Annotated in this window: 28 protein-coding genes; 12 read left to right on the forward strand and 16 right to left on the reverse strand. The window is 70.3% G+C overall.

All coding sequences use genetic code 11. From position 1 onward, the window contains the following. Window positions 1-144: 144 nt before the first annotated feature. The 12 genes from AC1DCG_RS00945 to AC1DCG_RS01000 form a co-directional block, all read right to left on the reverse strand. Window positions 145-372: a hypothetical protein gene (locus AC1DCG_RS00945; RefSeq protein WP_477028382.1), complete on the reverse strand. Its 228-nt coding sequence runs from the start codon at window positions 370-372 to the stop codon at window positions 145-147. Between the two features lie 123 nt (window positions 373-495). Next, the gene (locus tag AC1DCG_RS00950; RefSeq protein ID WP_477028381.1) at window positions 496-1182 is read right to left on the reverse strand and encodes a dienelactone hydrolase family protein; all 687 of its coding nucleotides are present in this window, start codon (window positions 1180-1182) and stop codon (window positions 496-498) included. Beyond that, on the reverse strand, window positions 1179-1877 hold the full coding sequence (locus AC1DCG_RS00955; RefSeq protein WP_477028380.1) for a dienelactone hydrolase family protein: 699 nt from the start codon (window positions 1875-1877) through the stop codon (window positions 1179-1181). Before AC1DCG_RS00955 ends, AC1DCG_RS00950 begins: the two co-directional genes overlap by 4 nt. A 101-nt stretch (window positions 1878-1978) precedes the next feature. Beyond that, complete coding sequence (locus tag AC1DCG_RS00960; RefSeq protein WP_477028379.1) at window positions 1979-2485, reverse strand: hypothetical protein; 507 nt, start codon at window positions 2483-2485, stop codon at window positions 1979-1981. After that, window positions 2482-2988, reverse strand: coding sequence for a L,D-transpeptidase family protein (locus AC1DCG_RS00965; RefSeq protein ID WP_477028378.1), 507 nt, complete (start codon window positions 2986-2988; stop codon window positions 2482-2484). Before AC1DCG_RS00965 ends, AC1DCG_RS00960 begins: the two co-directional genes overlap by 4 nt. Window positions 2989-2990: 2 nt before the next feature. Further along, window positions 2991-3776 (reverse strand): hypothetical protein, encoded by a 786-nt coding sequence (locus AC1DCG_RS00970; protein WP_477028377.1) that lies wholly within the window; start codon window positions 3774-3776, stop codon window positions 2991-2993. A gap of 69 nt (window positions 3777-3845) precedes the next feature. Next, a complete protein-coding gene (gene ychF, locus AC1DCG_RS00975; protein WP_165261465.1) occupies window positions 3846-4946 on the reverse strand; it encodes a redox-regulated ATPase YchF in 1101 nt (366 codons plus the stop codon). Between the two features lie 78 nt (window positions 4947-5024). Then, window positions 5025-5615, reverse strand: a complete 591-nt coding sequence (locus tag AC1DCG_RS00980) for a PIN domain-containing protein (RefSeq protein WP_477028376.1) — start codon at window positions 5613-5615, stop codon at window positions 5025-5027. Window positions 5616-5618: 3 nt separating this feature from the next. Further along, window positions 5619-6080 carry a helix-turn-helix domain-containing protein gene (locus AC1DCG_RS00985; protein ID WP_477028375.1) on the reverse strand — a complete coding sequence of 154 codons (462 nt, stop codon included), beginning with the start codon at window positions 6078-6080 and terminating at the stop codon, window positions 5619-5621. Between the two features lie 82 nt (window positions 6081-6162). Continuing rightward, window positions 6163-6633: an NUDIX domain-containing protein gene (locus AC1DCG_RS00990; protein WP_477041341.1), complete on the reverse strand. Its 471-nt coding sequence runs from the start codon at window positions 6631-6633 to the stop codon at window positions 6163-6165. A 226-nt stretch (window positions 6634-6859) separates the two neighbouring features. Continuing rightward, window positions 6860-7426, reverse strand: coding sequence for a hypothetical protein (locus AC1DCG_RS00995; protein ID WP_477028373.1), 567 nt, complete (start codon window positions 7424-7426; stop codon window positions 6860-6862). Next, on the reverse strand, window positions 7416-7847 hold the full coding sequence (locus tag AC1DCG_RS01000) for a GreA/GreB family elongation factor (RefSeq protein WP_477028372.1): 432 nt from the start codon (window positions 7845-7847) through the stop codon (window positions 7416-7418). The genes AC1DCG_RS00995 and AC1DCG_RS01000 overlap by 11 nt, the downstream gene beginning before the upstream one ends. 394 nt (window positions 7848-8241) lie before the next feature. On the opposite strand from AC1DCG_RS01000, the gene AC1DCG_RS01005 reads away from it, so the two are divergent. From AC1DCG_RS01005 to AC1DCG_RS01040, 8 genes are all read left to right on the forward strand, one after another. Beyond that, window positions 8242-9366, forward strand: coding sequence for an alpha/beta fold hydrolase (locus AC1DCG_RS01005; protein WP_477028371.1), 1125 nt, complete (start codon window positions 8242-8244; stop codon window positions 9364-9366). Window positions 9367-9375: 9 nt separating this feature from the next. Next, window positions 9376-10152 carry an SDR family oxidoreductase gene (locus tag AC1DCG_RS01010; protein WP_477028370.1) on the forward strand — a complete coding sequence of 259 codons (777 nt, stop codon included), beginning with the start codon at window positions 9376-9378 and terminating at the stop codon, window positions 10150-10152. A 12-nt stretch (window positions 10153-10164) separates the two neighbouring features. Next, the gene (gene folB / locus AC1DCG_RS01015) at window positions 10165-10572 is read left to right on the forward strand and encodes a dihydroneopterin aldolase (protein ID WP_165261481.1); all 408 of its coding nucleotides are present in this window, start codon (window positions 10165-10167) and stop codon (window positions 10570-10572) included. Further along, window positions 10569-11123 (forward strand): hypothetical protein, encoded by a 555-nt coding sequence (locus AC1DCG_RS01020; RefSeq protein WP_477028369.1) that lies wholly within the window; start codon window positions 10569-10571, stop codon window positions 11121-11123. Before folB ends, AC1DCG_RS01020 begins: the two co-directional genes overlap by 4 nt. A 102-nt stretch (window positions 11124-11225) precedes the next feature. Then, window positions 11226-11597: a hypothetical protein gene (locus AC1DCG_RS01025; RefSeq protein WP_165261485.1), complete on the forward strand. Its 372-nt coding sequence runs from the start codon at window positions 11226-11228 to the stop codon at window positions 11595-11597. A gap of 6 nt (window positions 11598-11603) precedes the next feature. Next, on the forward strand, window positions 11604-12005 hold the full coding sequence (locus AC1DCG_RS01030) for a DUF4870 family protein (RefSeq protein WP_165261487.1): 402 nt from the start codon (window positions 11604-11606) through the stop codon (window positions 12003-12005). Window positions 12006-12144: 139 nt separating this feature from the next. Further along, window positions 12145-13152 (forward strand): tetratricopeptide repeat protein, encoded by a 1008-nt coding sequence (locus tag AC1DCG_RS01035; protein WP_477036882.1) that lies wholly within the window; start codon window positions 12145-12147, stop codon window positions 13150-13152. Between the two features lie 83 nt (window positions 13153-13235). After that, the gene (locus AC1DCG_RS01040) at window positions 13236-13895 is read left to right on the forward strand and encodes an SAM-dependent methyltransferase (protein ID WP_477028367.1); all 660 of its coding nucleotides are present in this window, start codon (window positions 13236-13238) and stop codon (window positions 13893-13895) included. A gap of 234 nt (window positions 13896-14129) precedes the next feature. Here AC1DCG_RS01040 and AC1DCG_RS01045 read toward each other — a convergent pair whose 3' ends face one another. Next, on the reverse strand, window positions 14130-15020 hold the full coding sequence (locus AC1DCG_RS01045; RefSeq protein WP_477028366.1) for a branched-chain amino acid aminotransferase: 891 nt from the start codon (window positions 15018-15020) through the stop codon (window positions 14130-14132). 80 nt (window positions 15021-15100) lie between these two features. On the opposite strand from AC1DCG_RS01045, the gene AC1DCG_RS01050 reads away from it, so the two are divergent. The 4 genes from AC1DCG_RS01050 (at window position 15101) to AC1DCG_RS01065 (ending at window position 18613) form a co-directional block, all read left to right on the forward strand. Beyond that, window positions 15101-15592: a MarR family winged helix-turn-helix transcriptional regulator gene (locus AC1DCG_RS01050; protein ID WP_165261495.1), complete on the forward strand. Its 492-nt coding sequence runs from the start codon at window positions 15101-15103 to the stop codon at window positions 15590-15592. Continuing rightward, window positions 15589-16290: a response regulator gene (locus tag AC1DCG_RS01055; protein WP_477028365.1), complete on the forward strand. Its 702-nt coding sequence runs from the start codon at window positions 15589-15591 to the stop codon at window positions 16288-16290. Before AC1DCG_RS01050 ends, AC1DCG_RS01055 begins: the two co-directional genes overlap by 4 nt. Window positions 16291-16408: 118 nt before the next feature. Continuing rightward, window positions 16409-17752: an ATP-binding protein gene (locus AC1DCG_RS01060; protein WP_165261499.1), complete on the forward strand. Its 1344-nt coding sequence runs from the start codon at window positions 16409-16411 to the stop codon at window positions 17750-17752. A 132-nt stretch (window positions 17753-17884) separates the two neighbouring features. Next, a complete protein-coding gene (locus tag AC1DCG_RS01065; protein WP_165261501.1) occupies window positions 17885-18613 on the forward strand; it encodes an NlpC/P60 family protein in 729 nt (242 codons plus the stop codon). 37 nt (window positions 18614-18650) lie between these two features. Here the strand turns inward: AC1DCG_RS01065 and AC1DCG_RS01070 are convergent, their stop codons facing one another. From AC1DCG_RS01070 to AC1DCG_RS01080, 3 genes are all read right to left on the reverse strand, one after another. Further along, a complete protein-coding gene (locus AC1DCG_RS01070) occupies window positions 18651-18971 on the reverse strand; it encodes a HigA family addiction module antitoxin (RefSeq protein ID WP_477028364.1) in 321 nt (106 codons plus the stop codon). A gap of 12 nt (window positions 18972-18983) precedes the next feature. After that, window positions 18984-19265: a type II toxin-antitoxin system RelE/ParE family toxin gene (locus tag AC1DCG_RS01075; protein WP_477028363.1), complete on the reverse strand. Its 282-nt coding sequence runs from the start codon at window positions 19263-19265 to the stop codon at window positions 18984-18986. Between the two features lie 129 nt (window positions 19266-19394). Continuing rightward, on the reverse strand, window positions 19395-19940 hold the full coding sequence (locus tag AC1DCG_RS01080) for a TetR family transcriptional regulator (RefSeq protein ID WP_477028436.1): 546 nt from the start codon (window positions 19938-19940) through the stop codon (window positions 19395-19397). Between the last annotated feature and the right edge of the window lie 76 nt (window positions 19941-20016).

Here is a 20016-nt window from a genome sequence, read left to right on the forward strand (position 1 = left end):
CCACGCGCCAAGGGTCCGCGGGTAAAGCGGCCGGACGCGCGGGCGGTTTCGTCGCGGGTGTCGGCCCAGCGAAAACGGTGAAGCGTAACAGGGACGGGCAGGACGCATTAGCCGCCCCAAGGTGCACGGGGTGTTGAGCAGCGCTCAACAATCCGGATCGAGCTTCGCGCGTTGGGCCGCAGCGCGGCTCCTGGACGAGGAGGGGCTCGTTCGTGCCGAGAGGCTCGATATGAAGCGCTCACGCAGGGCCGCGCCGCCGATCATCAGGGTCATGACGATAATGCAGCCCAAGGCGGAGGCGGCGAGCTCAAACGCCCCCATGCGAGGCCATTGATCGACCGAAACGGCGGCGCACACCGTCATCAGGATCACCTACCAGACGGCGATCCGCGAGAGCCGCTTCAGGCCGCGAAAGATTTCGACGGCCGCGACGACCAGCCCCAGGGCCACCGCGCAGCAGAACAGCAGGATTTCCAAGCGCGCGTCCTGCCGCCCCTACGCCTCGCCCTTGCTTCCGCCCGAGCGCTGGAAGAGCTGCAGGGTGCGYAGCATCGACAGGCGGGCGCTGTCGGGGTGGTGGCCGCTGGGGGCGACGAAGGCGTGGCCGGCGTCGTACTGGTGGATCGGCAGGTCGGGATGGGCCGCCTCGATCGCCGCCACGTCGGCGAGGGGGATCATCTCGTCGGTCTTGCCGAAGTGCAGGATGGTCGGGACCTTCGGCGTCTCGTTGCGATAGCGGACGATGTCGCCGCCGTAGAAGCACGAGACCGCCGTCACGCCGTGGGCGCGGGTCGAGGCCAGCCAGGCGGTCGTGCCGCCAAAGCAGAAGCCCATGACGAAGACCGGGCCCTCCAGCGCGTCGATGGCGGCCTGCACGCGCGGCACGCAGGCCGCGCCCCAGCCGGCCTGCTCGCCCAGCGCCATGCGCTGGTCGAGGATCGCGGGCTCGGTGTTCTGGTCGGGCCAGGGGGCGTCGGCGCTGTCCAGCAGGTTGGGGGCGATCACCTCGTAGCCGTGCTCGGCCAGGCTTTCGCTGAACTCGCGGATGTGCGGGGTGATCCCCCAGATGGCGTGCAGGATCACCAGACCGCCGCGCCGGGCCTCGCCGGGCTGGACGTGGAAGGCCGACAGCGGGCCGCCGTCGCGGTCGCACAGGGCGATGCGGGTTCCGGCGGCGGTCATGCGCCGGCGCCTTCCTGGGAGGCGGCGACTTCCTCGAACAGCGCCACGGTGCGCTCGCGGGCCAGTTCGGCGTCGGCCAGGTCGCTGTCGGGGCGGCCGTCGTTGTTGAAGCCGTGGCCGCTGGCTTCGTAGACATAGACCGGCGCGTCGGGGTGGGAGGTCCAGATCGCCGCCTTGGTCGCCTCGGCGTCGATGTGGGCGTCCTTGGCGCCCAGATGGACGATCACCGGGCAGTGCAGGGGCAGGGCCGCATTGGCCCGCACCTGGCTGCCGTAATAGCTGGAGCCGGCGGCCAGGCCTTCCAGCTTCGAGGCCGCCAGCCACACCAGCGATCCGCCCATGCAGTAGCCGACGGCGAACACCGGGCCCTTGTTCTTCAGGGCGTCGATGCAGGCCTGGATGTCCGACAGCATGGCCGGCATGCCCACCTGGCCGACGGCGGCGACGCCGTTCTGGAAGCCTTCGGGGTCATGTTCGGCGACATAGCCGGGGGTGACGCGGTCGAACAGCGACGGCGCGATCGCCTCGTAGCCGCGCGCCGCCCAGCGCGCGAGGTCGGCCTGCACGTACTGGTCCAGGCCGAAGATCTCCTGGATCACCACCACCCCGCCCTTGCGCGGCCCCTGCGGCTGCACGCTCAGGGCGGAGAACGCAAAGCCGTCGATGGCGGAGGTCAGGGTGAGGGTGTCGGCCATGGGAGGGCTCCGGCGTCTTGTTCAGGCGCGCGCATCCAGAACCGCGCCGCCTTTTCGGTCAAGGCGCGCCGTCGCTGAAGTTCGACAGCCGGGTGGGTCCCTCAGGCCGCGTTTCGCGGCTTGCGGCCCAACAGGTGCGGCGCCCGCCTGCGGATGGCGGCCTGCAGGGCGGTGCGCGACAGGTCCAGGCCGCCGACCTCGATGTCCACGGTGAAGGGGCCGGTGCGGTCGGAGGCCTGCTGCTCGACGACCGGCGGCGGGGTCAGGGTCAGGCTCAGCACGTGCCCGTCCTCGCCGCGGTCTTCGTACCTGGCCGACAGGATGCGGGACCAGGGCAGGAAATAGAGCGGGTCCTTGCGCGTCTCGCGCCAGCTGAGACCTTCGCCGGCGATGATCAGGCGCGGGACGCGGTCCCGGATCAGCAAGGGGACGCCGATCACGCACCAGGCGGCCGCCAGGCCCAGCACGATCCAGGGCGGATGGTCGCCCTGCGCGGCGCGCCAGCCCATCCATGCGGCGGCGATCAACAGCATGATCGCCGAGCTGATCACGGCCTTGCGCCAGTCGCGGCGCGCGACCAGCGGGCCGGCGTCGGTAATGTCGGTCATGGCTCGATCCTCACCCGCGCGCCGTCGCGCACAAGTTTCCAGACCTCTTCTATCTCCGGGTCCGTGACGGCTATGCAGCCGTCGGTCCAGTCTCGGCCCTTGTAGAGCGCCGAAAGGGCGCCGCGGCCGTTGGGCAGGCCGTGGATCATGATGTCGCCGCCGGGGTCGACGCCCCGGGCGCGAGCGGCGGCCGTCTGGGCCGGGGTCGGGTAGCCGATCCGCAAGGCCAGGTGGAAGCGGCTGTTGGGGTTGCGGCCGGTGATGCGGTAGTCGCCTTCCGGCGTGCGCCGGTCGCCCTGCCGGGTCTTCGGCGCCAAGCCCCCGCCGCCCAGCGAGACCGCATAGGTCCGCACCAGCCTTTGGCCGGCGTAGAGGCGCATGCGGTGGGCGGCCTTCTCGATGACGATGCGATCGACCGAACCTTCGATCGCCGGTGGCTGGGCCGTGGCCACGCCGCAGCCGGCCAGGACGAGCATCATCGCCGCGAGCAGCAGGGCGCGCACGTTCAGAACTCCGGATCGGCGGTCGCCGAGGGCGGGATGACGATCTCGATGTCGGCCACGTTAGCGTCGGCCGCGACGGGGATCAGCCGCAGGCGTCCGCCCAGCGCTTCCAGCGTGGCGGCGCCGTCCGGGCCGCGGACCAGGGTTCGTCGCCGGGTGGCCGGCGGGCGGCCGTCGCTTTCGACCTTGAGGTCGATGGCCGCCCCCTCGGGGGTCCATCCGGCGAAGGCGATGGTGAAGCGCAGGGGCGCCAGGCCCTCGATCGGGCCGGGCTCGACCAGCACGGGCCCCGCCAGCGGCGCCTTGGGGGTGAAGCGGCGGATGATCGGGTAGTGCGGCGGCGAGGCCTCGACCCAGCGCACCACGCCGTTGACGAAGGGCAGGCAGGCTGTTGCGTCCTTCGACGGCGCGGGCGTCGCGGCGCACCAGATCGTCTGGTTGCCGCCATGGTGCACCTGGCCCATCTGGCCCAGGCGGCGCTGCTGGCGGGTCGTGGCCACGCTGGAGAAGGACTGGCGGACGCCGATGACGCGCGTTCCGGCCGGCAGGGCCACGCGCCCGTCGCGCAGCACGTCTTGGCTGAGAACGCCGGTGAACGCGAGGCGTACGGGCCGGGCGACCAGGGCGTCGCCGACGGCGGCGCGGCCGGCCGGGCGCACGGTCAGCGGGCCGTCCGCCTTGAGGGCGTGGACCGCCTCGCCGCCGGTCGGCCGGGGCGCGGGCGTCAGGGTTTCCTGCGGCGAAGACAGGAGGAGCGCCAGCGCGCCCCCGATGATCCACGAAGCCACGACCTGGCCGAACTCCCCACGCTGAGGCGGGCAAGCTCGGCCAGGCGGCGATCTATTTCAAGCCTGCGATCAGACGTTGAAGCGGAAGTGCATCACGTCGCCGTCCTTGACGACGTACTCCTTGCCTTCCGAACGCATCTTGCCGGCTTCCTTCGCGCCGGCTTCGCCGTTCAGCTTGACGTAGTCGTCATAGGCGATGGTCTCGGCGCGGATGAAGCCTTTCTCGAAGTCGGTGTGGATCACGCCGGCGGCCTGCGGGCCGGTGGCACCCACGGGAATCGTCCAGGCGCGGGCTTCCTTGGGGCCGACCGTGAAGTAGGTCTGCAGGCCCAGCAGCTTGTAGGCCTCGCGGATCAGGCGGTTCAGGCCCGGCTCTTCCAGGCCCAGGGTTTCGAGGAACTCGGTGCGCTCGGCCTCGTCCAGCAGGGCGATCTCGCTCTCGATCTGGGCCGAGATGACCACGCTCTTGGCGTTGTCCTGCTTGGCGCGTTCGGCCACCAGGTCGGAGAACTTGTTGCCCTTGTCGGCGCTGCCTTCGTCGACGTTGCAGACATAGAGGGCCGGCAGCGAGGTCAGGAGCTGCAGCATGGCCCAGGCCTTGGCGTCTTCCTTGTCGATCTGGGCGGCGCGGGCCGGACGACCGGCGCGCAGTTGCTCCAGCGCCAGGTTGATCAGGCGTAGGGTGGCGATCATTTCCTTGTCGCCGCCGCTCTTGGCGCGCTTCTCGACGTTGGGCAGGCGCTTTTCCAGGCTTTCCAGGTCGGCCAGCATCAGCTCCATCTCGATGATCTCGAGATCGGCGATCGGGTCGATGCGGCCTTCGACGTGGGTGATGTCGCCGTCTTCGAAGCAGCGCGCCACGAAGGCCACGGCGTCGCAGTCGCGGATGTTGGCCAGGAACTGGTTGCCCAGGCCTTCGCCCTTGGAGGCGCCGCGCACCAGGCCGGCGACGTCGACGAAGTTGATGCGGGCCGGGATGATTTCCTTCGAACCGGCGATGGCGGCCAGCGCGTTCAGGCGCGCTTCCGGCACGGCCACGTCGCCGGTGTTCGGCTCGATGGTGCAGAACGGATAGTTGGCGGCCTGGGCCGACGCCGTCTGGGTCAGGGCGTTGAACAGGGTGGACTTGCCGACGTTGGGCAGGCCGACGATGGCGACTTTCAGGGCCATGGAACTCTCGTGAATTTCGTTGGGCGGGCGCTTAGCACGGATTGTGCTCAAAGTCGCGGGGCGGGGATGCGGCGCGTTTCAGAGCGAGGCGACGTGGGCGCGCAGGATGTCGACGCTTTCGGTCAGCCCTTCGGCTTCCATGTCGAGCAATAGGATTTCGGCCGTCTTCTCCGGACGACGCAGGCGTTCCCGCATCCGCCTTATGGCGGCGACGGCGCGACCCGTGTCCAGCGCGACCGTGTCGGCGATGAAGTCGTCGGCCGACCTGGCCTCCAGGTTCAGCGGCGAAAGCACCGATGCGGGGAAATCCTTGATGTTGTCAGTGACGATGATGGCTGCCCTGGTCTTCAGCGCAGCGGCCAGGACATGGAGGTCGTTTGGGTCGGGCAGACCCATGCAGGCCGGCAGCATGGCGCTGTAGTCCCCGACGTCGGCTTCTTCGAATGCGGTCTGCATGTTCCTACGGGCGCGGCCGGCGTGTTCGTCGGCGTCGACCACGCCCTTGGCGGTCAAGATGCGGGTTATCGCCCTCTCGGCCTCGTCGAGAATGCGCGTTGACCAGCGAAGTCGAAAAAACTCCGCTTCGGCGAGCGTGAGCAGGAGGTTTCGCTTCAACGCCCCGGCCAGGCAACAGGCGTCGACCAGGGCGGTGAAGCGATTGGCGAACATCTGTCAGAGATGCTCACCATCCAAGGCCGCCAGCTCGGAGAGCGCGGAGGCGCGCTTGGTGTCCCGTTCGCGCTTGTAGGCGAACAGATGCTCGGCCTTGATCCGTCTATGGCGACCGACGAGCGTATGCGGGATCTCATTCCTGTCGAGCAGGCCAATGAAATAGGGGCGAGAGACGTTCAGAATGTCGGCCGCCTGCTGGGTGGTCAGCATCTGGCCGACGGGGACGAGCGTGACCGCGTCGCCACGACCGACGTGGCGCAGCACCTCCATCAATAGCCGCGACAGGCCGGGCGTGAGGACGACCTCGGAGGTCGATTTGTCTTCCTGAAGCAGCCGCAGGCGGGTCTCGTCATCACCCACGGCCTGTGCGGCGAGGATCTTGCGGAGTTGATTGGCGGCGGCGCGCTCGTCGGCCGACGGAAGCCTATCGCCAAGCTCTTGGGCGAATGCAGGCGTGGTCATTCTCTGCTCCCGAGTGAGACGAGCTTATACGCCTTAAACGCAATAAACGCAATATTCGAAACAGCTCGCGGATTGGCGCTTCTCACCACATCGGGTCGATTTCGGCGCCCTTCAGGGCTTCGGCGATGCGTTGGCGGGTGGCGTCGGTGACGTCGTCGGGCAGGGCGTCGGGGTGGAACCAGCCGATCTCGTGGATCTMGCCCTGCTCGGCAGCCTGGCACGGCTCCCAGGCGTGGATGCGGTAGACCAGCACGTGGTCGCCCGGGTGGCGCGGCTCGTTGCTGTGGATCGACAGCAGGGTGGGGCGGCCGATGACGCGCACGCCGGCCTCTTCCTGCATCTCGCGCACGAGAGCGGTCTCGGCGACCTCGCCGCGCTCGACCCCGCCGCCCGGCAGGTACCAGCCGGGGACGTAGGTGTGCTGGATCATCAGCACGCGGCCCTCGGCGTCGGTGGCCAGGCCGCGCACGCCCAGGGTCAGCCCCCGGCTCATGCGGAACCAGGCGTAGACGAAGGGGCGGGTGTAGGGTTCGACTTTTCGGCGCCAGAGCATGGGCGCCAGACTAGGCTGCTTCGACGCCGGGCGGCAGGCCTTGCTCCGCCGAACATTGGCCGCTAAAGCCGGAGGCGAGGAAACAACAACCAAGCCGGAGCGGCGCCAACATGCTCGCGATCCTGATCATCGCCATCTTCCTGGGCGTCATCGTCGGCCTCAACGCCTTCGAGTTCGGCCGCATCGACTGATCCGGTCCGCGCGGCGGTTCCCCGCCGCGCTGCTTCTAGTCCCCGACCCGCGCCATCAGCCGCCGGCCGCCGGCGCGCATCAGGAAGCGGGTCTCGGCGTTGGCCGGGATGCGGGGATCGTCCCACAAAGCCAGCTGCAGCCAGGCCTCGATGCGCAGGCGCCGGGTGAGGCCGCGCGCCGTCTCGAAGGCGTCGCCCAGGTCGCGCACGGCCCGGGCCTCGACGGCCTCGGCCACCGCCTCGCCGTCGGCCAGCATCGGATCGGCGCCGGCCAGCACCCAGGCGCGAACGTCCTCGCGGGCTTCCAGCGACGGCGACAGGTCCTCGGCGAAGAACAGCGGCCAGTGCGACAGGGGGCGGCGACCCTCGGCGAGATCGCCCGCCGCCAGCTCCAGGGCGCGGCTGAGCAGCTGGTCGCGGGCCACGGGCGAGTGGGCCAGGTCCTCGGCGTGCAGCGACAGCCGCGTGGCGGCCTCGCGCGGCGAAGCGCCTGAGGCGGCCTGGTCCACATGGTCGGCGGCGGCCAGCAGGGCGGCCGCGGCGGCCGCGCCCACGCCGTGGCCGGGACTGGGGCAGGGGCCCAGCACGTCGTCAGCCGTCATTGCGCACCGCCAGCACCAGGATGGTTCGCGTCCGGCCGCCGGCTTCGGTCCAGGAAAAGCGCTGGCGGGGTTTGAGGCCCAGCAGGGCCGCGCCGATCGGGGCGGTGACTGACACGCGGCGTTCGTCGATGCTGGCCTCCTGGGGCAGGGCCAGGCGGATGGTGCGCACCCGGTCGCGGTCGAGGTCGTGATAGTCGACCTCCGAGCCCAGGCGCACGCGGTCGGCGGCGGGCCTGCCCTCGACCACGGCGGCGCGTTCCAGCTCCACCGCCAGCAGCGCCTGGCCGGGTGCTGCGCTGGGGTGTGCGATCAGGGCGGCGAGGGCGTCGTAGTCCGCCGCGCAGACGGTGATCGGCGGGCGCGGGTCGCGCTTGGCCGCCCCCGGGGCGGCGCGTGGAGAGAGGGGCGGGGAGGCGGGCATGAAGGCGCTCCTGGCGTTTGGCCATGCGGCATGGCGCGGCGTCGCGGCCTTGGCCGCGCGCCGTAGTAATTGGGGTAGGGGCGCAAGTTTTCTGGACCTCGACCGGTTATGTGTCGAAGTCTTGCGCAACGCTGTTGTCGATGTGGTTTTCGTCCCGAGCCCGGCGCACACGCGTCGATAGGGGCTCGGGACTAGGCTCCTGCGATGAGGTGGCCCGCCCTGTGCTGTTCGCGATTGAAGAATTCGATGCGATACATGGTGACGACATCATAGGTAAGGCAGCGCTGCTGTCAAATCAGGCAGCCGGTGTGACCGTCGTTCGTGCGACGCGGGTCGCCGAAGCGGCCGCGGGCGGCTAAACGGGGCGCTGGTCCTTTGCGCCGGAGAGTCGCCCATGTTCCATCGCCTGCCGGCGCTCGCCGTCGCCGCCGCCGCCCTGCTGGCCGGTCCCGCCCTCGCCCAAGACCCGAACGCGCCGCCCCCGACCGAAGCGCATTACGCCACCGCCCGGGCGATGATCGCCGACCGCCAGAAGATCGTGGCTCCGAACGGGATCCAGGTGCTGGAGCAGGTGGACCTGAACGGCCTGCCGCAGTGGGTCTCGATCCGCGGAGCCGACAAGGCCAACCCCGTGATCATCTACGTCCACGGCGGTCCGGGCGCGACCGAGATGGGCCGGTCCTGGCCCTACCAGCAGGGCTGGGAGGACTGGTTCACCGTCGTGCAATGGGACCAGCCGGGGGCGGGCAAGACCCTGCGCTCGGGCGGCGAGGCGGCCAACCGCGCCCACCTGTCGCGGGCCCAGATGACCAAGGACCTGCTGGCGCTGATCGACGACGTGCGGGCCCGCGTGGGCGCGCGCAAGGTGATCCTGCTCGGCCACTCGTGGGGCAACGTCATCGCCCTGGACGCGGCCATGGCGCGGCCCGACCTGGTCGCCGCCTATGTGGGCGTCGGGCCGCTCTTCGCCCTGCGCGCCAACGAGGCCGCCCAGTACGAGGCGCTGCTGAAGATCGCCGCCGAGCGCAAGGACGAGACGGCCCTGGCCGAACTGAAGGCCGTCGCCCCCTATCCCGGCGACGGCGAGATCCCGTTCGCCAAGGTCAATGTCGTGCGCAAGTGGGTGATGGCCTACGGTGGGCTGGCCGCCTATCGCGACAACGCTGACTTCTATTTCCGCGCCGCGCGCCTGTCGCCGCTCTACGACTACGCCGACCGGCTGGCCATCGACCAGGGCGGCCAGCTGTCGGTGCCGGCCCTGCTGCCCGACATGACCGCTGTGGATCACACGAAGATCGCGGCGACCAAGTTCCCGGTCTTCATGTTCCTGGGGCGCCGCGACATCACCACGCCCTCGTCGGTGATCGAGCCGTGGCTGGGCCGCCTGAAGGCGCCGAAGAAGCAGCTGGTGTGGTTCGAAAACTCCGCCCACCTGCCTCCGCACGAAGAGCCCGGCAAGTTCCTGGTCGAACTGGTCGGCAAGGTGCGGCCGCTGGCGGTGGAGAGGCCGGCGAAGTAGGAAGGCTGGATGTCCAGCTTTTCCCTCTCCCCATCCCCGCGCGGCGGCGCGCTCGTCACCGGCGCGGGGCGCAGGATCGGGCGGGTGCTGGCGCTGGAGGCGGCGCGGGCGGGCTATGACGTGGCGGTGCACTACCGCACCGCGCGGGACGAGGCCGAGGCGGTGGTGGCCGAGATCGCGGCGCTGGGCCGCCGGGCGGTCGCCATCCAGGGCGAGCTCGCCGATCCGGACATCGGCGCGACCCTGGTCGGGGCGGCGGCCGAGGCGATCGGGCCGCTGACCCTGCTGGTCAATTCGGCCTCGACCTTCGAGGATGACCGCATCGCCGACCTGACCGCCGACAGCTGGAACCGGCACATGGACGCCAACCTGCGCGCGCCGGTGCTGCTGGCCCAGGCCTTCGCCGCGGCCCTGCCCGGGGGGCGCAAGGGACTGGTGGTCAATCTGGTCGACCAGCGCGTCCTCAAGCCCAATCCGCAGTTCTTCAGCTACAGCGTCTCCAAGGCAGGGCTCTGGTGGGTCACGCGCACCCTGGCCCAGGACCTGGCGCCGGCCATCCGCGTCAACGCCATCGGCCCAGGACCGGTGCTGGCGTCCATCCACCAGGCCCCCGGCGAGTTCGAGGCTGAGGCCGCCGCCACGCCCCTGGGCGGGTCCGTCGATCCGGCCGAACTGGCCGCGGCGATGCGCTATCTCATTGACGCGCCGTCGGTCACGGGCCAGATGATCGCGGTCGACGGCGGCCAGCATCTGGCCTGGCGCACGCCCGACGTCCTCGGTTCCTGAAGGCCCCCGCCCTTGTCCGCCTCCCCCCTCTCCGAAACGCCGTTCCCGGCGCCCGTTCTCGCCAAGGTCATCGTGACCAAGGTCTTCGTGCGCGGCCTCAAGGTCGAGGCCCAGATCGGCGTCTACGACCACGAGCACGGCCGCGTGCAGCCGCTGGTCATCGACGTCGAGCTCGACGTGGCCGCCAGCCACTGCGAGGAACTGGGCGACACGGTCAACTACGAGACCATCCGCACCGCCGCCCAGGACATCGCGGCCGCCGGCCATATCGACCTGGTCGAGACCTTCGCCGAGCGCCTGGCCCAGGCCTGTTTCGACGACCATCGCGTCACCCGCGCCCGGGTGCGGGTCGAAAAGCCCCTGGCCCTGGCCCCCCACGCCGCCGCCGCCGGCGTCGAGATCACCGCCGTCCGCGGGTGAGCGAACTTTCCCACAGCGCCCGCCTGGCCCCGTTCCAGCCCGAGACGGCCTGGAGCCTGGAGGGCGGGACGCTGGTGGAGCGCCGCGGCGGGCGTGAACGCCGTTTCGAGCTTTCGCATCTGCGCCGCTTTCGCCTGGCCATGCCGCGCGGCGGCGGCCGCCAGCGCGCCCTGATGCTGAGCTTCGGCCGCCAGCGCGTGGCCATCGCCTCGCAGAGCTGGCGCGGTCCGGGCCTCTATGACGACCGGCTGGAGAGCTTCGCCCTGCTGGCGCGGGCGATCGCCGCGGTCGGCGCCGACCTTTCGCCCCGCGCCCGTTTCGAGACCGCCGGCTTCAAGCTGCGCGACGCCACGACCCTGGTCGTCGGCCTGCTGGCGGCGGGCGCGCTGACGCTTCTGATGCTGGCGATCTCGTCGTCGATGCGCGACATGGCCATCGGCCTGGCCGCCCGGATGGTGTTCCTGCTGCTGCTGATCTTCGCGGCCCTGCCGTGGCTGCCCAGGGGCGAGGCGCTGGATCCCCACGACCTGCCCAGGCGCTGGCTGCCCTAGGCGAGGGGCGCGGGCGAGCCTTCCCTTTCGGAAGCTTCATTTGCATCGCCGCGCGTTTTTGGCGAGCATCCGCGAAACATCGCTTTTCAAGCCAGGAACACCGTGACCGACGTCCAGCCCGATCCCGCCGTCCCGCCCGCCCTGCAGGACGACAAGACCATGCCGATCATCGTCTATGCCTGCTACATCGGCGGCTGGGTGACGGGCGGGGTGTCGGCGATCATCGGCCTGATCCTGGCCTATGTCTCCAAGGGCGCGGCGCCGGAATGGCTGCAGAGCCACTACGTCTTCCAGATCCGCACCTTCTGGCTGTCGCTGCTGTTCGGGGTCATCGGCTTTGCGACCGCGTTCCTGGGCATCGGCCTTCTGATCCTGGCTGGCATCGGCATCTGGGTGACCGTGCGCGCGATCATCGGCCTGTCGTGGCTGCTGAAGGGCCAGGCCTATCCGACGCCCCGCAACTGGATGCTCTGAGGACCGATGACCGACCTTGCTCCCGCCGTCGAACGCCACTCCGAGGACAAGATCGTCCCGGCCGTGGTCTACGGCCTCTACCTGCTGGGCTTCAGCAACGGCCTGACCTTCTTCATCGGCCTGATCGTGGCCTATGTGCAGCGCGGCCAGGCCGGGCCGATCAATGAGAGCCACTACACCTTCGCGATTCGCACCTTCTGGCTGTCGATCGCCTGGTTCCTGGTCGGCGGGGCGCTGGTGCTGTTCGGCATCCCGCTGTCGCTGGTGCTGATCGGTGTGCCGATGATCATCGCGGGGGTGGCGATCATCTCGGCGATCAGCATCTGGTTCATCGTCCGGTGCATCGCCGGAATCGCCTTCCTGGTGCGCGGCGAGGCCTATCCCAGGCCGCGCACGTGGTTGATTTAGAGGCAGGAACGCGCCTCGGCGCCCGCGCGGGCGTCTTCCAGGTTATCAACGTTCCCCTGGCAGGCGAGTATGCTCGACGCCGGTCGCCCGGTCCTATGACTTTCCGCCCCTGGCGGAAGTGCGTCGTGGAGGGGGCGACATGCTGGCTCGCATCGTAGGGATCATCTTGGGGCTGATCCTGGCGACGTCGGGATATGTGATCTCAGGCCTGGGCACGCTGGGGACGTGGGCCGTCGGCTGGGATCTCGGCCCGTTCGAGCCGCATCGGACGACCGCCGGTTGGGCGGCGATGACGTTGGGGGGAATCCTTCTCGTCGCCGCCCTGATACCCCGCATGGGGACGTCGCGTCGGGGGACGCGACGCAGGAAGGGGAGCGCTCGCGGGGGCGAGCGTTCCCTGACCAAACCCTTCGACATGGGCGGGCCCGAGCCGGCGGCGGCGATTCCGGCTATGACGGCGCCCGTCATGACGACCGCTTCCACCGTTCAAGCCGCGCCGGCCCCGGCTCAAGCTCCGGCCAGCGCGCCCGCGCCCGCCGCACCTGTCGGGGCCACCGAATTCGAGATCCTGCGCGCCGAGATGCTGGCGCTGTGCGGCTCGGAGGCCTGGAACCCGGCGGCCCGGGTCCTGGCCAGACTGGTCCGCGCCGCTGAAACCGACCGTGAGCGGACGACCGCCTATCGCGACCTGGGCGACTTCGCCGCCGCGCAGGGGCGGCACGACGACGCCGCCGAGGCCTATGAGGAAGCCGTGTCCTACGCCCGCATGGTCAGGAAGGCCGCGCCGAACGATCCGACGGCGGACGAGCTGCTGGCCGGCGCGCTGGCCGGGGTGGGCGACACGGCCGAGGCCGAGGGACGCCTGAACGAGGCGCTGTCGGCCTTCGAGGAGGCGCTGGCCCTGCGTCGCTCGCCCGGCGGTCGCGAAGCCGCCGATCCCGGCGCGCAGCGGGCGCTGTCGGTGGCGCTGGAGCGGCTGGCCGACCTGCGCGAGGACCGTGGCCACCGCATGCGGGCGCTGGATCTGTATCGCGAGAGCTACGACGTCACCGCGCGCCTGGCCGCCGCCGATCCGGCCCGGTTCGGCCTCGACCTCGTCGCCACCCGCGCGCGCCTGGAAGAGATCGAGGCGCGGGTCGCGGGGTAGGAGAAGGCCTGGCGCCTTGTGGCCAAGCTTTCCCCCCGCCATCATCGCCTGCGTCGGGGACGGTCCCCGCTCTGGGGAAAGTCATGGTCTATCTGCGCTGGCGGCGCTTCATCGAGATGGCGTCGCTGGATCGTCCGTGGCTGGGCGACCTGATGGAGAAGCGCAAGGGCGAGGCCTTCCGCGCGGCTCCGGTCGAGCGCTGGGACCAGGAGTATCGCGACGGGGTCTACGACCGCCTGCACCGCTCCGACCAACGCCACCATCACCGCCTGCTGGCCGCCATGATCGCCGACCGCTGGCCCAGCCCCCGCGTGCTCGAGATCGGCGCCGGCGAGGGGGTGTTCTTCGAGGCCCTGCGCAATCACCGCCCCGCCCGCTATGTGGGCGTCGACTTCTCCGAGCCGGCGGTGGCGATGGGGCAAAAGCGCCTGTCGGCCGAGATCGCCTCGGGCCAGGTCGAGATGCTGCTGGGCGACGGCCGCGCCTTCGCCGTCGACGAGACCTTCGACGTGGTGGTGTTCTCCGAGTGCATCGAGCACCTGGGCGAGGTCGAACCGTTGATCGACCACTACCGCGCCATGCTGGCGCCCGGCGGGGCGGTGGGCCTGACCATGTGGCTGTCGCTCAAGCCCCTGCGACTGTGGCGACGTCTGAAGGCCATGGGCCAGGTTCGCGACGAGGCGGTGGTCAACACGCCCTGGGGCGGCGGCTGGCTGGTGGCGACGGTGGGGGTGACGGACTGATCGGCTTGAGGAACCTCCCCCTGTGGGGGAGGCGATCGCGCAGCGATCGGTGGGGGGAGTTTTGCGGTCCTCCCAACGTTCCGGAAGCTGAAAACGGCCCCCCGCCGGCCTTCGGCCGCCTCCCCCAGAGGGGGAGGTTCCTTGAAGGCGCAGCGTCCGAAGGCGGCTCGCCCAAAGAAAAACCCCGGAGCGTTTGCGCCCCGGGGTCTTCAGATCAACAGTCCGAACCAGGCCTTAGGCCGGCACGACCTCTTCGCGGCGCACCAGGGCCGCGTAGGCGTCCATCAGGTCCAGCGACAGCTTGCCGGGCGTGAAGGTGAACTCGCCGATCTCGGCCACCGGGGTCACCTCGGCGGCGGTGCCGACGATGAAGCATTCGGTGAAGTCGGCCAGCTCCTGCTTTTCGATGTGGCGCTCGACCACCTCGATCCCCTTGCCCTTGGCGATCTCGATCACCGTGCGGCGGGTGATGCCGTCCAGGAAGCAGTCGGGCTTGGGCGTGTGCAGCACGCCGTCCTTGACGAAGAACACGTTGGCGCCGGTCGCCTCGGCCACGTAGCCGCGGTAGTCCAGCATCATCGCGTCGGTGTAGCCGTCCTTCTCCGCGGCGTGCTTGGAGATGGTGCAGATCATGTAGAGGCCGGCGGCCTTGGCGGCGACGGGGGCCGTCTTCGGATCGGGGCGGTTGTACTTGGCCCAGGTCAGGCGGATGCCCTTGGCCTTCAGCGCCGGGTCGAAATAGCTGGGCCAATCCCACACGGCGATCGCCACGTGGATCTTGGTCTGCTGCGCCGAAACGCCGATCATCTCGCTGCCGCGCCAGGCGATCGGGCGCAGGTAGCAGTCGGACAGGCCGTTCTTGGCGGCGGTCGCCTTGCAGGCCTCGTCGATCTCGGCCACCGTGTAGGGGATCTCGAAATCGAGGATTTCCGCCGACTTGAACAGGCGCTCGGTATGCTCGGTCAGCTTGAAGATCTCGCCGCCGTACATGCGCTCGCCCTCGAACACCGACGAGGCGTAGTGCAGGCCGTGCGTCAGTACGTGCACCTTCGCCTCGCGCCAGGGAACGAACTGGCCGTCCAGCCAGATCCATCCGTCGCGATCATCGAAGGGAACGAGAGACATCGGTCCAAGACCTCCTTATTTGGAACCCGGTCCTTAGACGCCCGAGGAGCCCGAAGGTCAAACGAAATGGACACCCTCGCATGACGCCACACGCTGATCCCCGCCTGATCCTGCGCGAGGAGGAGCTCGACGGCGGCCTGGAGTTGATTCTCCTGGCCGAGGCGGCGCTGTGGGCGGCGGTCGACGGCGTGCTCGAGACCGAAGGCCCGGGCCTTGGCCGGTCGCACTGGCGGGCGGCGTTCCTGCTGCGGCGGCGTCCGGGCATCGGCGTGCAGGACCTGTCGAAGCTGACCAGCCTGTCGAAACAGGCCGCCAGCAAGACCCTGTCGGACCTGCAGCGGTTGGGCCTGGCCGAGAAGGCGGCCGGCGACCTGGACGCGCGTCGGCGGCCCGCGGTGCTGACCGAGGCCGGCAAGGCCTTCGAGGCCCGGGTCAGCGAGCGGCTGCGGGCGCTCCTGGGGCGCGCCTATCGCACGGGCGGGCTGGACGGCGTGCCGGGCGCGCGCAGGATCCTTGCGGCCCTGGCCGGTCCGCGCCAAGGGGTGGGCGTCAATCGAAGGGAGGCGCTGTGAGCCCCGAGGAAAGACGCGACCGCCACCTGCTGGTGGTCGACGACGACGACCGCATCCGCGACCTGCTCAAGCAGTTCCTCAGCCGCGCCGGCTTTCGGGTCAGCGCCGCGGCCGACGCCGCCCACGCCGATCGCCTGATCGGGGTCATGGACTTCGACCTCCTGGTGCTCGACGTGATGATGCCGGGCGAGGACGGGTTTTCCTTCACCAAGCGCGTGCGGGCCAAGGGCGGCGAGGTCGGCCGCATGCCGATCCTGATGCTGACCGCGCGCGACACCACCGGTGACCGCATCGAGGGTCTGACGCACGGCGCCGACGACTACCTGGCCAAGCCGTTCGAGCCGCAGGAACTGTTGCTGCGCATCGAGTCGATCCTGCGTCGCGCCGCGCCCAAGCCGATGGGGCCGCAGGAGATCGTCATGGGCGACTGCGCCTTCCTGCCGGATCGGGGCGAACTGACCCGCGGTGGCGCGCCCGTGCGCCTGACCGAGGCCGAGGTCGCCCTGCTGCGCCGCCTGGCCCGCGCCGTGCACGAGCCGGTCGATCGCCTGGAACTGGCCCGCGACACCGCCGACGCCACGGGGCGCGCGGTCGACGTGCAGGTCACCCGCCTGCGCCGCAAGATCGAACCCGACCCCAAGAACCCGAGGTACCTGCAGACCGTCCGGGGCGTGGGCTATCGGCTGGCGCCGGATTGATGGGAAAAACCCCCTCAGTCGCTCCGCGACAGCTCCCCCAGAAGGGGAGCATCCGCACGGATAGATCCTCCCCCTCTGGGGGAGGTGGCCCGAAGGGCCGGAGGGGGCTCGCCCGCTGATGCGCCTGCGCACCCGCCTGTTCATTCCCCGCCAGATCAAGCGCTGGCTGCCGACCTCGCTGTTCGGCCGCAGCCTGCTGATCATCGTCCTGCCGGTGGCGGTGATGCAGATCGCCGTCACCTGGGGCTTCTTCGACGCCCACTGGGAGACGGTGAACAGCCGCCTGTCCGAAGGTTTGGCCGGCGACATCGCCTGGGCCGTGGCCACCTATCAGGACGATCCCAGCCCCGCCGCCGTCGACCGCATGGCCCAGCGGGCCGAAGACACCATGGACCTGTCGATCGCGCTGCTGAGGGGGCGCGAGCTGCCCACGGGCAAGCGGCCGGCCATGTTCGCCTCGCTCGACCGCTCGATGCAGCGGGCCCTGGAGGAGCGGCTGGACGAGCCCTTCTGGTTCGACGCCTCGGACCGCTACACCGCCCACGTGCAGATCCAGGTGAAGGTCAAGGAAGGCACGCTGCGGATCTACGCGCCGCGCGATCGCGCCTTCGCCACCCAGGGGCACATCTTCATCCTGTGGATGGTGGTGGCGACCATGCTGCTGACCGCGATCGCCATCCTGTTCATCCGTAACCAGGTGCGGGCCATCGAGCGCCTGGCCGACGCCGCCGACGCCTTCGGGCGGGGGCTGGACCCCGAGTTCAAGCCGCACGGCGCGCGCGAGGTGCGCCAGGCGGCCCAGGCCTTCCTGGCCATGAAGGCCCGCATCCAGCGCCACATCGAGCAGCGCACGGCCCTGCTGGCCAGCGTCAGCCACGACCTGCGCACGCCGCTGACCCGGCTGAAGCTGGAGATGGCGCTCTCCGAGCCGGGGCCGCAGGTCGAGGCCATCAAGCGCGATCTCTCCGAAATGGAGCACATGATCGACGAGTACCTGGCCTTCGCGCGCGGCGAGGGCGGCGAGGCCCTGCAGGCGGTCGAACTGGCGCCGCTGATCGCCGGGGTCTGCGCGGCGGCCGAGCGCGGCGGGGCGCGGGTCGAGACCGTGCTGGAGCAGGACCTGACCGCCAACCTGCGGCCCAGCGCCTTCAAGCGGGCCCTGGCCAACCTGGTCGACAACGCCGCCGCCCACGGCGACACCGTCCGCGTGACGCTGGAGGCGCGGCTGACCGGCGGGGTCAACATCGTGGTCGACGACGACGGGCCGGGCATTCCCGAGGACCGCTACGAAGAGGCCTTCAAGCCCTTCAACCGCCTCGACGAGTCGCGGAACCAGAACGAGAAGGGGGTCGGCCTGGGCCTGGCCCTGGCCCGCGACATGGCCCGCGGGCTGGGCGGCGATCTCGTGCTGGAGCGCTCGCCGATGGGCGGGCTGCGGGCGGTGATGCGGCTGCCGGGCTGAGCCTGAGCGGCGTCCGTTTCCGTCGTCCCGTCGACACAATATGACCGGGTAATTCCGTGAATGCCACTATCGGTTGACTCGCCGTGATGCGTGCGCTTCCGATACCGGCGTTCCTCAAGGAAGGGCCGGGTCATGAAGATCAAGGACATCCAGCAGCAACTGGCCGCGCGCGGCTACACGCCAGGGCCGATCGACGGCATCTGGGGGCGGCAGACCATCGCCGCCGTCCGCCGGTTTCAGAGCCGGCACGGGCTGGAGGCCGACGGCGTGGTCGGGCCCCTGACCCTGGCGGCCCTGTTCCAGGGAGCGCCGGCCGCGGCCGCCCCGACGCCGTCGTCGCTGACCGGCTTCGACGATCCCAGCCTGGTGTGGTTCCAGGAGGCGCGCCGCCTGATCGGCACGCGCGAGAAGCCCGGGGCCGGCAACAATCCGGAGATCCTCGACTGGGCCACCGAGCAGGGGCTGAAGAACAGCTACACCGGCGACGACATCCCCTGGTGCGGCCTCTTCGTCGGCCACTGCGTCAGCAGCACCCTCGACCGCGAGGCCACGCCCTCCAGCCTGCTGTCGGCCAGGGCCTGGGAGCGGTTTGGGATCCCGATCGCGCCGACGCCGGGGGCGGTGATGGTGTTCTGGCGGGAGAGCCGGACCAGCGGCAAGGGCCATGTCGGTTTCTACGCCGGCGAGGACGACACCGGCGCCTTCCGCATCCTGGGCGGCAACCAGTCCGACAGCGTGTCGCTGGCCTGGCTGGGCAAGGACCGCTTCCTCGGCGCCCGCTGGCCCGCCACCGTGCCGCCGCCGATCCCGCGCCCGGTCAAGGTGGCCCGCAACGCCAGCCTGTCCTGGAACGAGGCCTGAGGGGCCAGGGCGGGGCTGGCCGTCGTCCGGCGAACCGTCAGGCGGCGGTGAGGGGCGCGATCGCTTCCAGGTCGGCGCGGCGCTCTATCACCGCCTTCGACAGGTCGTGCTGGACCTGCAGGTTCATCCAGAACTGGGCGTTCATGCCTAGCACGCGCTCCAGCCGCAGAGCGGTGTCGGGGGTCACGGGCTGGGTCTCGCGGGCGAGACGCTCGATCCGCGTGCGATCCTTCAGGCCCATGGCCTTGGCCAGCGCCCCGGCGGTCAGGCCCAAGGGGGCCATGAAGTCTTCACGCAGGATCTCGCCCGGATGAGGCAGGGGGGTGACGAAGTCGAGGTCGAGGAAGGTGGCGCTCATCGTTGCGTGTCCTCAATGATAGTCGCCGAACCAGACATCCTCAGGCCCGTCCGCGCCCCAGCGAAAAGTGATGCGGAACTGGTCGTTGACGCTGACCGACCATTCGCCCGCCCGGTCGCCGCTCAACGCGTGCAGGCGATTGCCCGGCGGAATCCGCATCTGCGCGACATCCGTGACGGCGTTCAGCTGGGCGAGCAGCCTGCGTGTCCGCCGCACCAGATCGGCAGGAAACCCCTTGGGCGTCTGGCCCAGGAACACAGCCCTGGCGGCGTCGCTTTTCCAACTCCGGATCATCCGTGTCGCCATAAAATGTAGCGCGTTGCGCTACGCCTGTCCAGTACTATGTAGCGCGTTGCGCTACGTCGTTGCTGGGGCGGAAAGCTTAACTTTGGAGGGAGTTTTGGCGCAATCGCTACCGGTGCGCTAGAGCCCCGCGCCGACCTTGGCCAGTTGGTCGGCCATCTGCTTCAGGCGCTTGTCGAGTTCGGCCATGGTGCGGTTCAGCGCGCCCTCGTCGTCGCGCCAGACCTGCAGGGTGCGGGCCCAGACGGCGGTCATGGCCGCCAGGCGCACGGGCGTGGCCTCGACCCCGGCGGCTTCCAGGATCGCCCGGGCGGTCCTGGGAAAGCGCAGGGCGGCGTGCGCCAGGCCCTCGGACTTGGCGATGGCGATCAGGGCGTGGCGATGCGGCTCCATCGCCTCGACCCGGGCCATGGCCGCGTCGAACAGGCGGTCGTGGGCGGCCGCGCCCTCGCCGGCGTCGGCGTTGAGGGCCGCCTGGTCGAAGCGCCGCGACAGGTGGGAGAGCACCTTGGCCTTGCTGTCGGCCTTCACGTAGAGCTCGGCGAACGGCGCCCCGGCGGCCACGGCGATGTCGCGCAGGGCGATCTGGGGCCAGGGGCGGTCGGCGGCCAGCGACAGGGCGGCGGCGGCCGCGCGGTCGAGCAGGTCTTCGGCGGGCGTGGTCATGGAGGAAGACATGGCGGCGCGCGCCCGGGCTGGCAAGGCCGGGCCTTGCCTCGCGGCCGTGGTTCGGGGAAAGGAG

The organism is Caulobacter sp. 10L414 (assembly GCF_056395525.1).

Excerpts from the sequence above, each read along its gene's own strand:
- AC1DCG_RS00955 (WP_477028380.1), bottom strand. The coding sequence starts at position 1,877 with ATGGCCGACACCCTCACCCTGACCTCCGCCATCGACGGCTTTGCGTTC.
- AC1DCG_RS00960 (WP_477028379.1), bottom strand. The coding sequence starts at position 2,485 with ATGACCGACATTACCGACGCCGGCCCGCTGGTCGCGCGCCGCGACTGG.
- ychF (WP_165261465.1), bottom strand. The coding sequence starts at position 4,946 with ATGGCCCTGAAAGTCGCCATCGTCGGCCTGCCCAACGTCGGCAAGTCC.
- AC1DCG_RS00980 (WP_477028376.1), bottom strand. The coding sequence starts at position 5,615 with ATGTTCGCCAATCGCTTCACCGCCCTGGTCGACGCCTGTTGCCTGGCC.
- AC1DCG_RS00985 (WP_477028375.1), bottom strand. The coding sequence starts at position 6,080 with ATGACCACGCCTGCATTCGCCCAAGAGCTTGGCGATAGGCTTCCGTCG.
- AC1DCG_RS00995 (WP_477028373.1), bottom strand. The coding sequence starts at position 7,426 with ATGACGGCTGACGACGTGCTGGGCCCCTGCCCCAGTCCCGGCCACGGC.
- AC1DCG_RS01000 (WP_477028372.1), bottom strand. The coding sequence starts at position 7,847 with ATGCCCGCCTCCCCGCCCCTCTCTCCACGCGCCGCCCCGGGGGCGGCC.
- AC1DCG_RS01005 (WP_477028371.1), top strand. The coding sequence starts at position 8,242 with ATGTTCCATCGCCTGCCGGCGCTCGCCGTCGCCGCCGCCGCCCTGCTG.
- AC1DCG_RS01010 (WP_477028370.1), top strand. The coding sequence starts at position 9,376 with ATGTCCAGCTTTTCCCTCTCCCCATCCCCGCGCGGCGGCGCGCTCGTC.
- AC1DCG_RS01030 (WP_165261487.1), top strand. The coding sequence starts at position 11,604 with ATGACCGACCTTGCTCCCGCCGTCGAACGCCACTCCGAGGACAAGATC.
- AC1DCG_RS01035 (WP_477036882.1), top strand. The coding sequence starts at position 12,145 with ATGCTGGCTCGCATCGTAGGGATCATCTTGGGGCTGATCCTGGCGACG.
- AC1DCG_RS01040 (WP_477028367.1), top strand. The coding sequence starts at position 13,236 with ATGGTCTATCTGCGCTGGCGGCGCTTCATCGAGATGGCGTCGCTGGAT.
- AC1DCG_RS01045 (WP_477028366.1), bottom strand. The coding sequence starts at position 15,020 with ATGTCTCTCGTTCCCTTCGATGATCGCGACGGATGGATCTGGCTGGAC.
- AC1DCG_RS01050 (WP_165261495.1), top strand. The coding sequence starts at position 15,101 with ATGACGCCACACGCTGATCCCCGCCTGATCCTGCGCGAGGAGGAGCTC.
- AC1DCG_RS01060 (WP_165261499.1), top strand. The coding sequence starts at position 16,409 with ATGCGCCTGCGCACCCGCCTGTTCATTCCCCGCCAGATCAAGCGCTGG.
- AC1DCG_RS01065 (WP_165261501.1), top strand. The coding sequence starts at position 17,885 with ATGAAGATCAAGGACATCCAGCAGCAACTGGCCGCGCGCGGCTACACG.
- AC1DCG_RS01070 (WP_477028364.1), bottom strand. The coding sequence starts at position 18,971 with ATGAGCGCCACCTTCCTCGACCTCGACTTCGTCACCCCCCTGCCTCAT.
- AC1DCG_RS01075 (WP_477028363.1), bottom strand. The coding sequence starts at position 19,265 with ATGATCCGGAGTTGGAAAAGCGACGCCGCCAGGGCTGTGTTCCTGGGC.
- AC1DCG_RS01080 (WP_477028436.1), bottom strand. The coding sequence starts at position 19,940 with ATGACCACGCCCGCCGAAGACCTGCTCGACCGCGCGGCCGCCGCCGCC.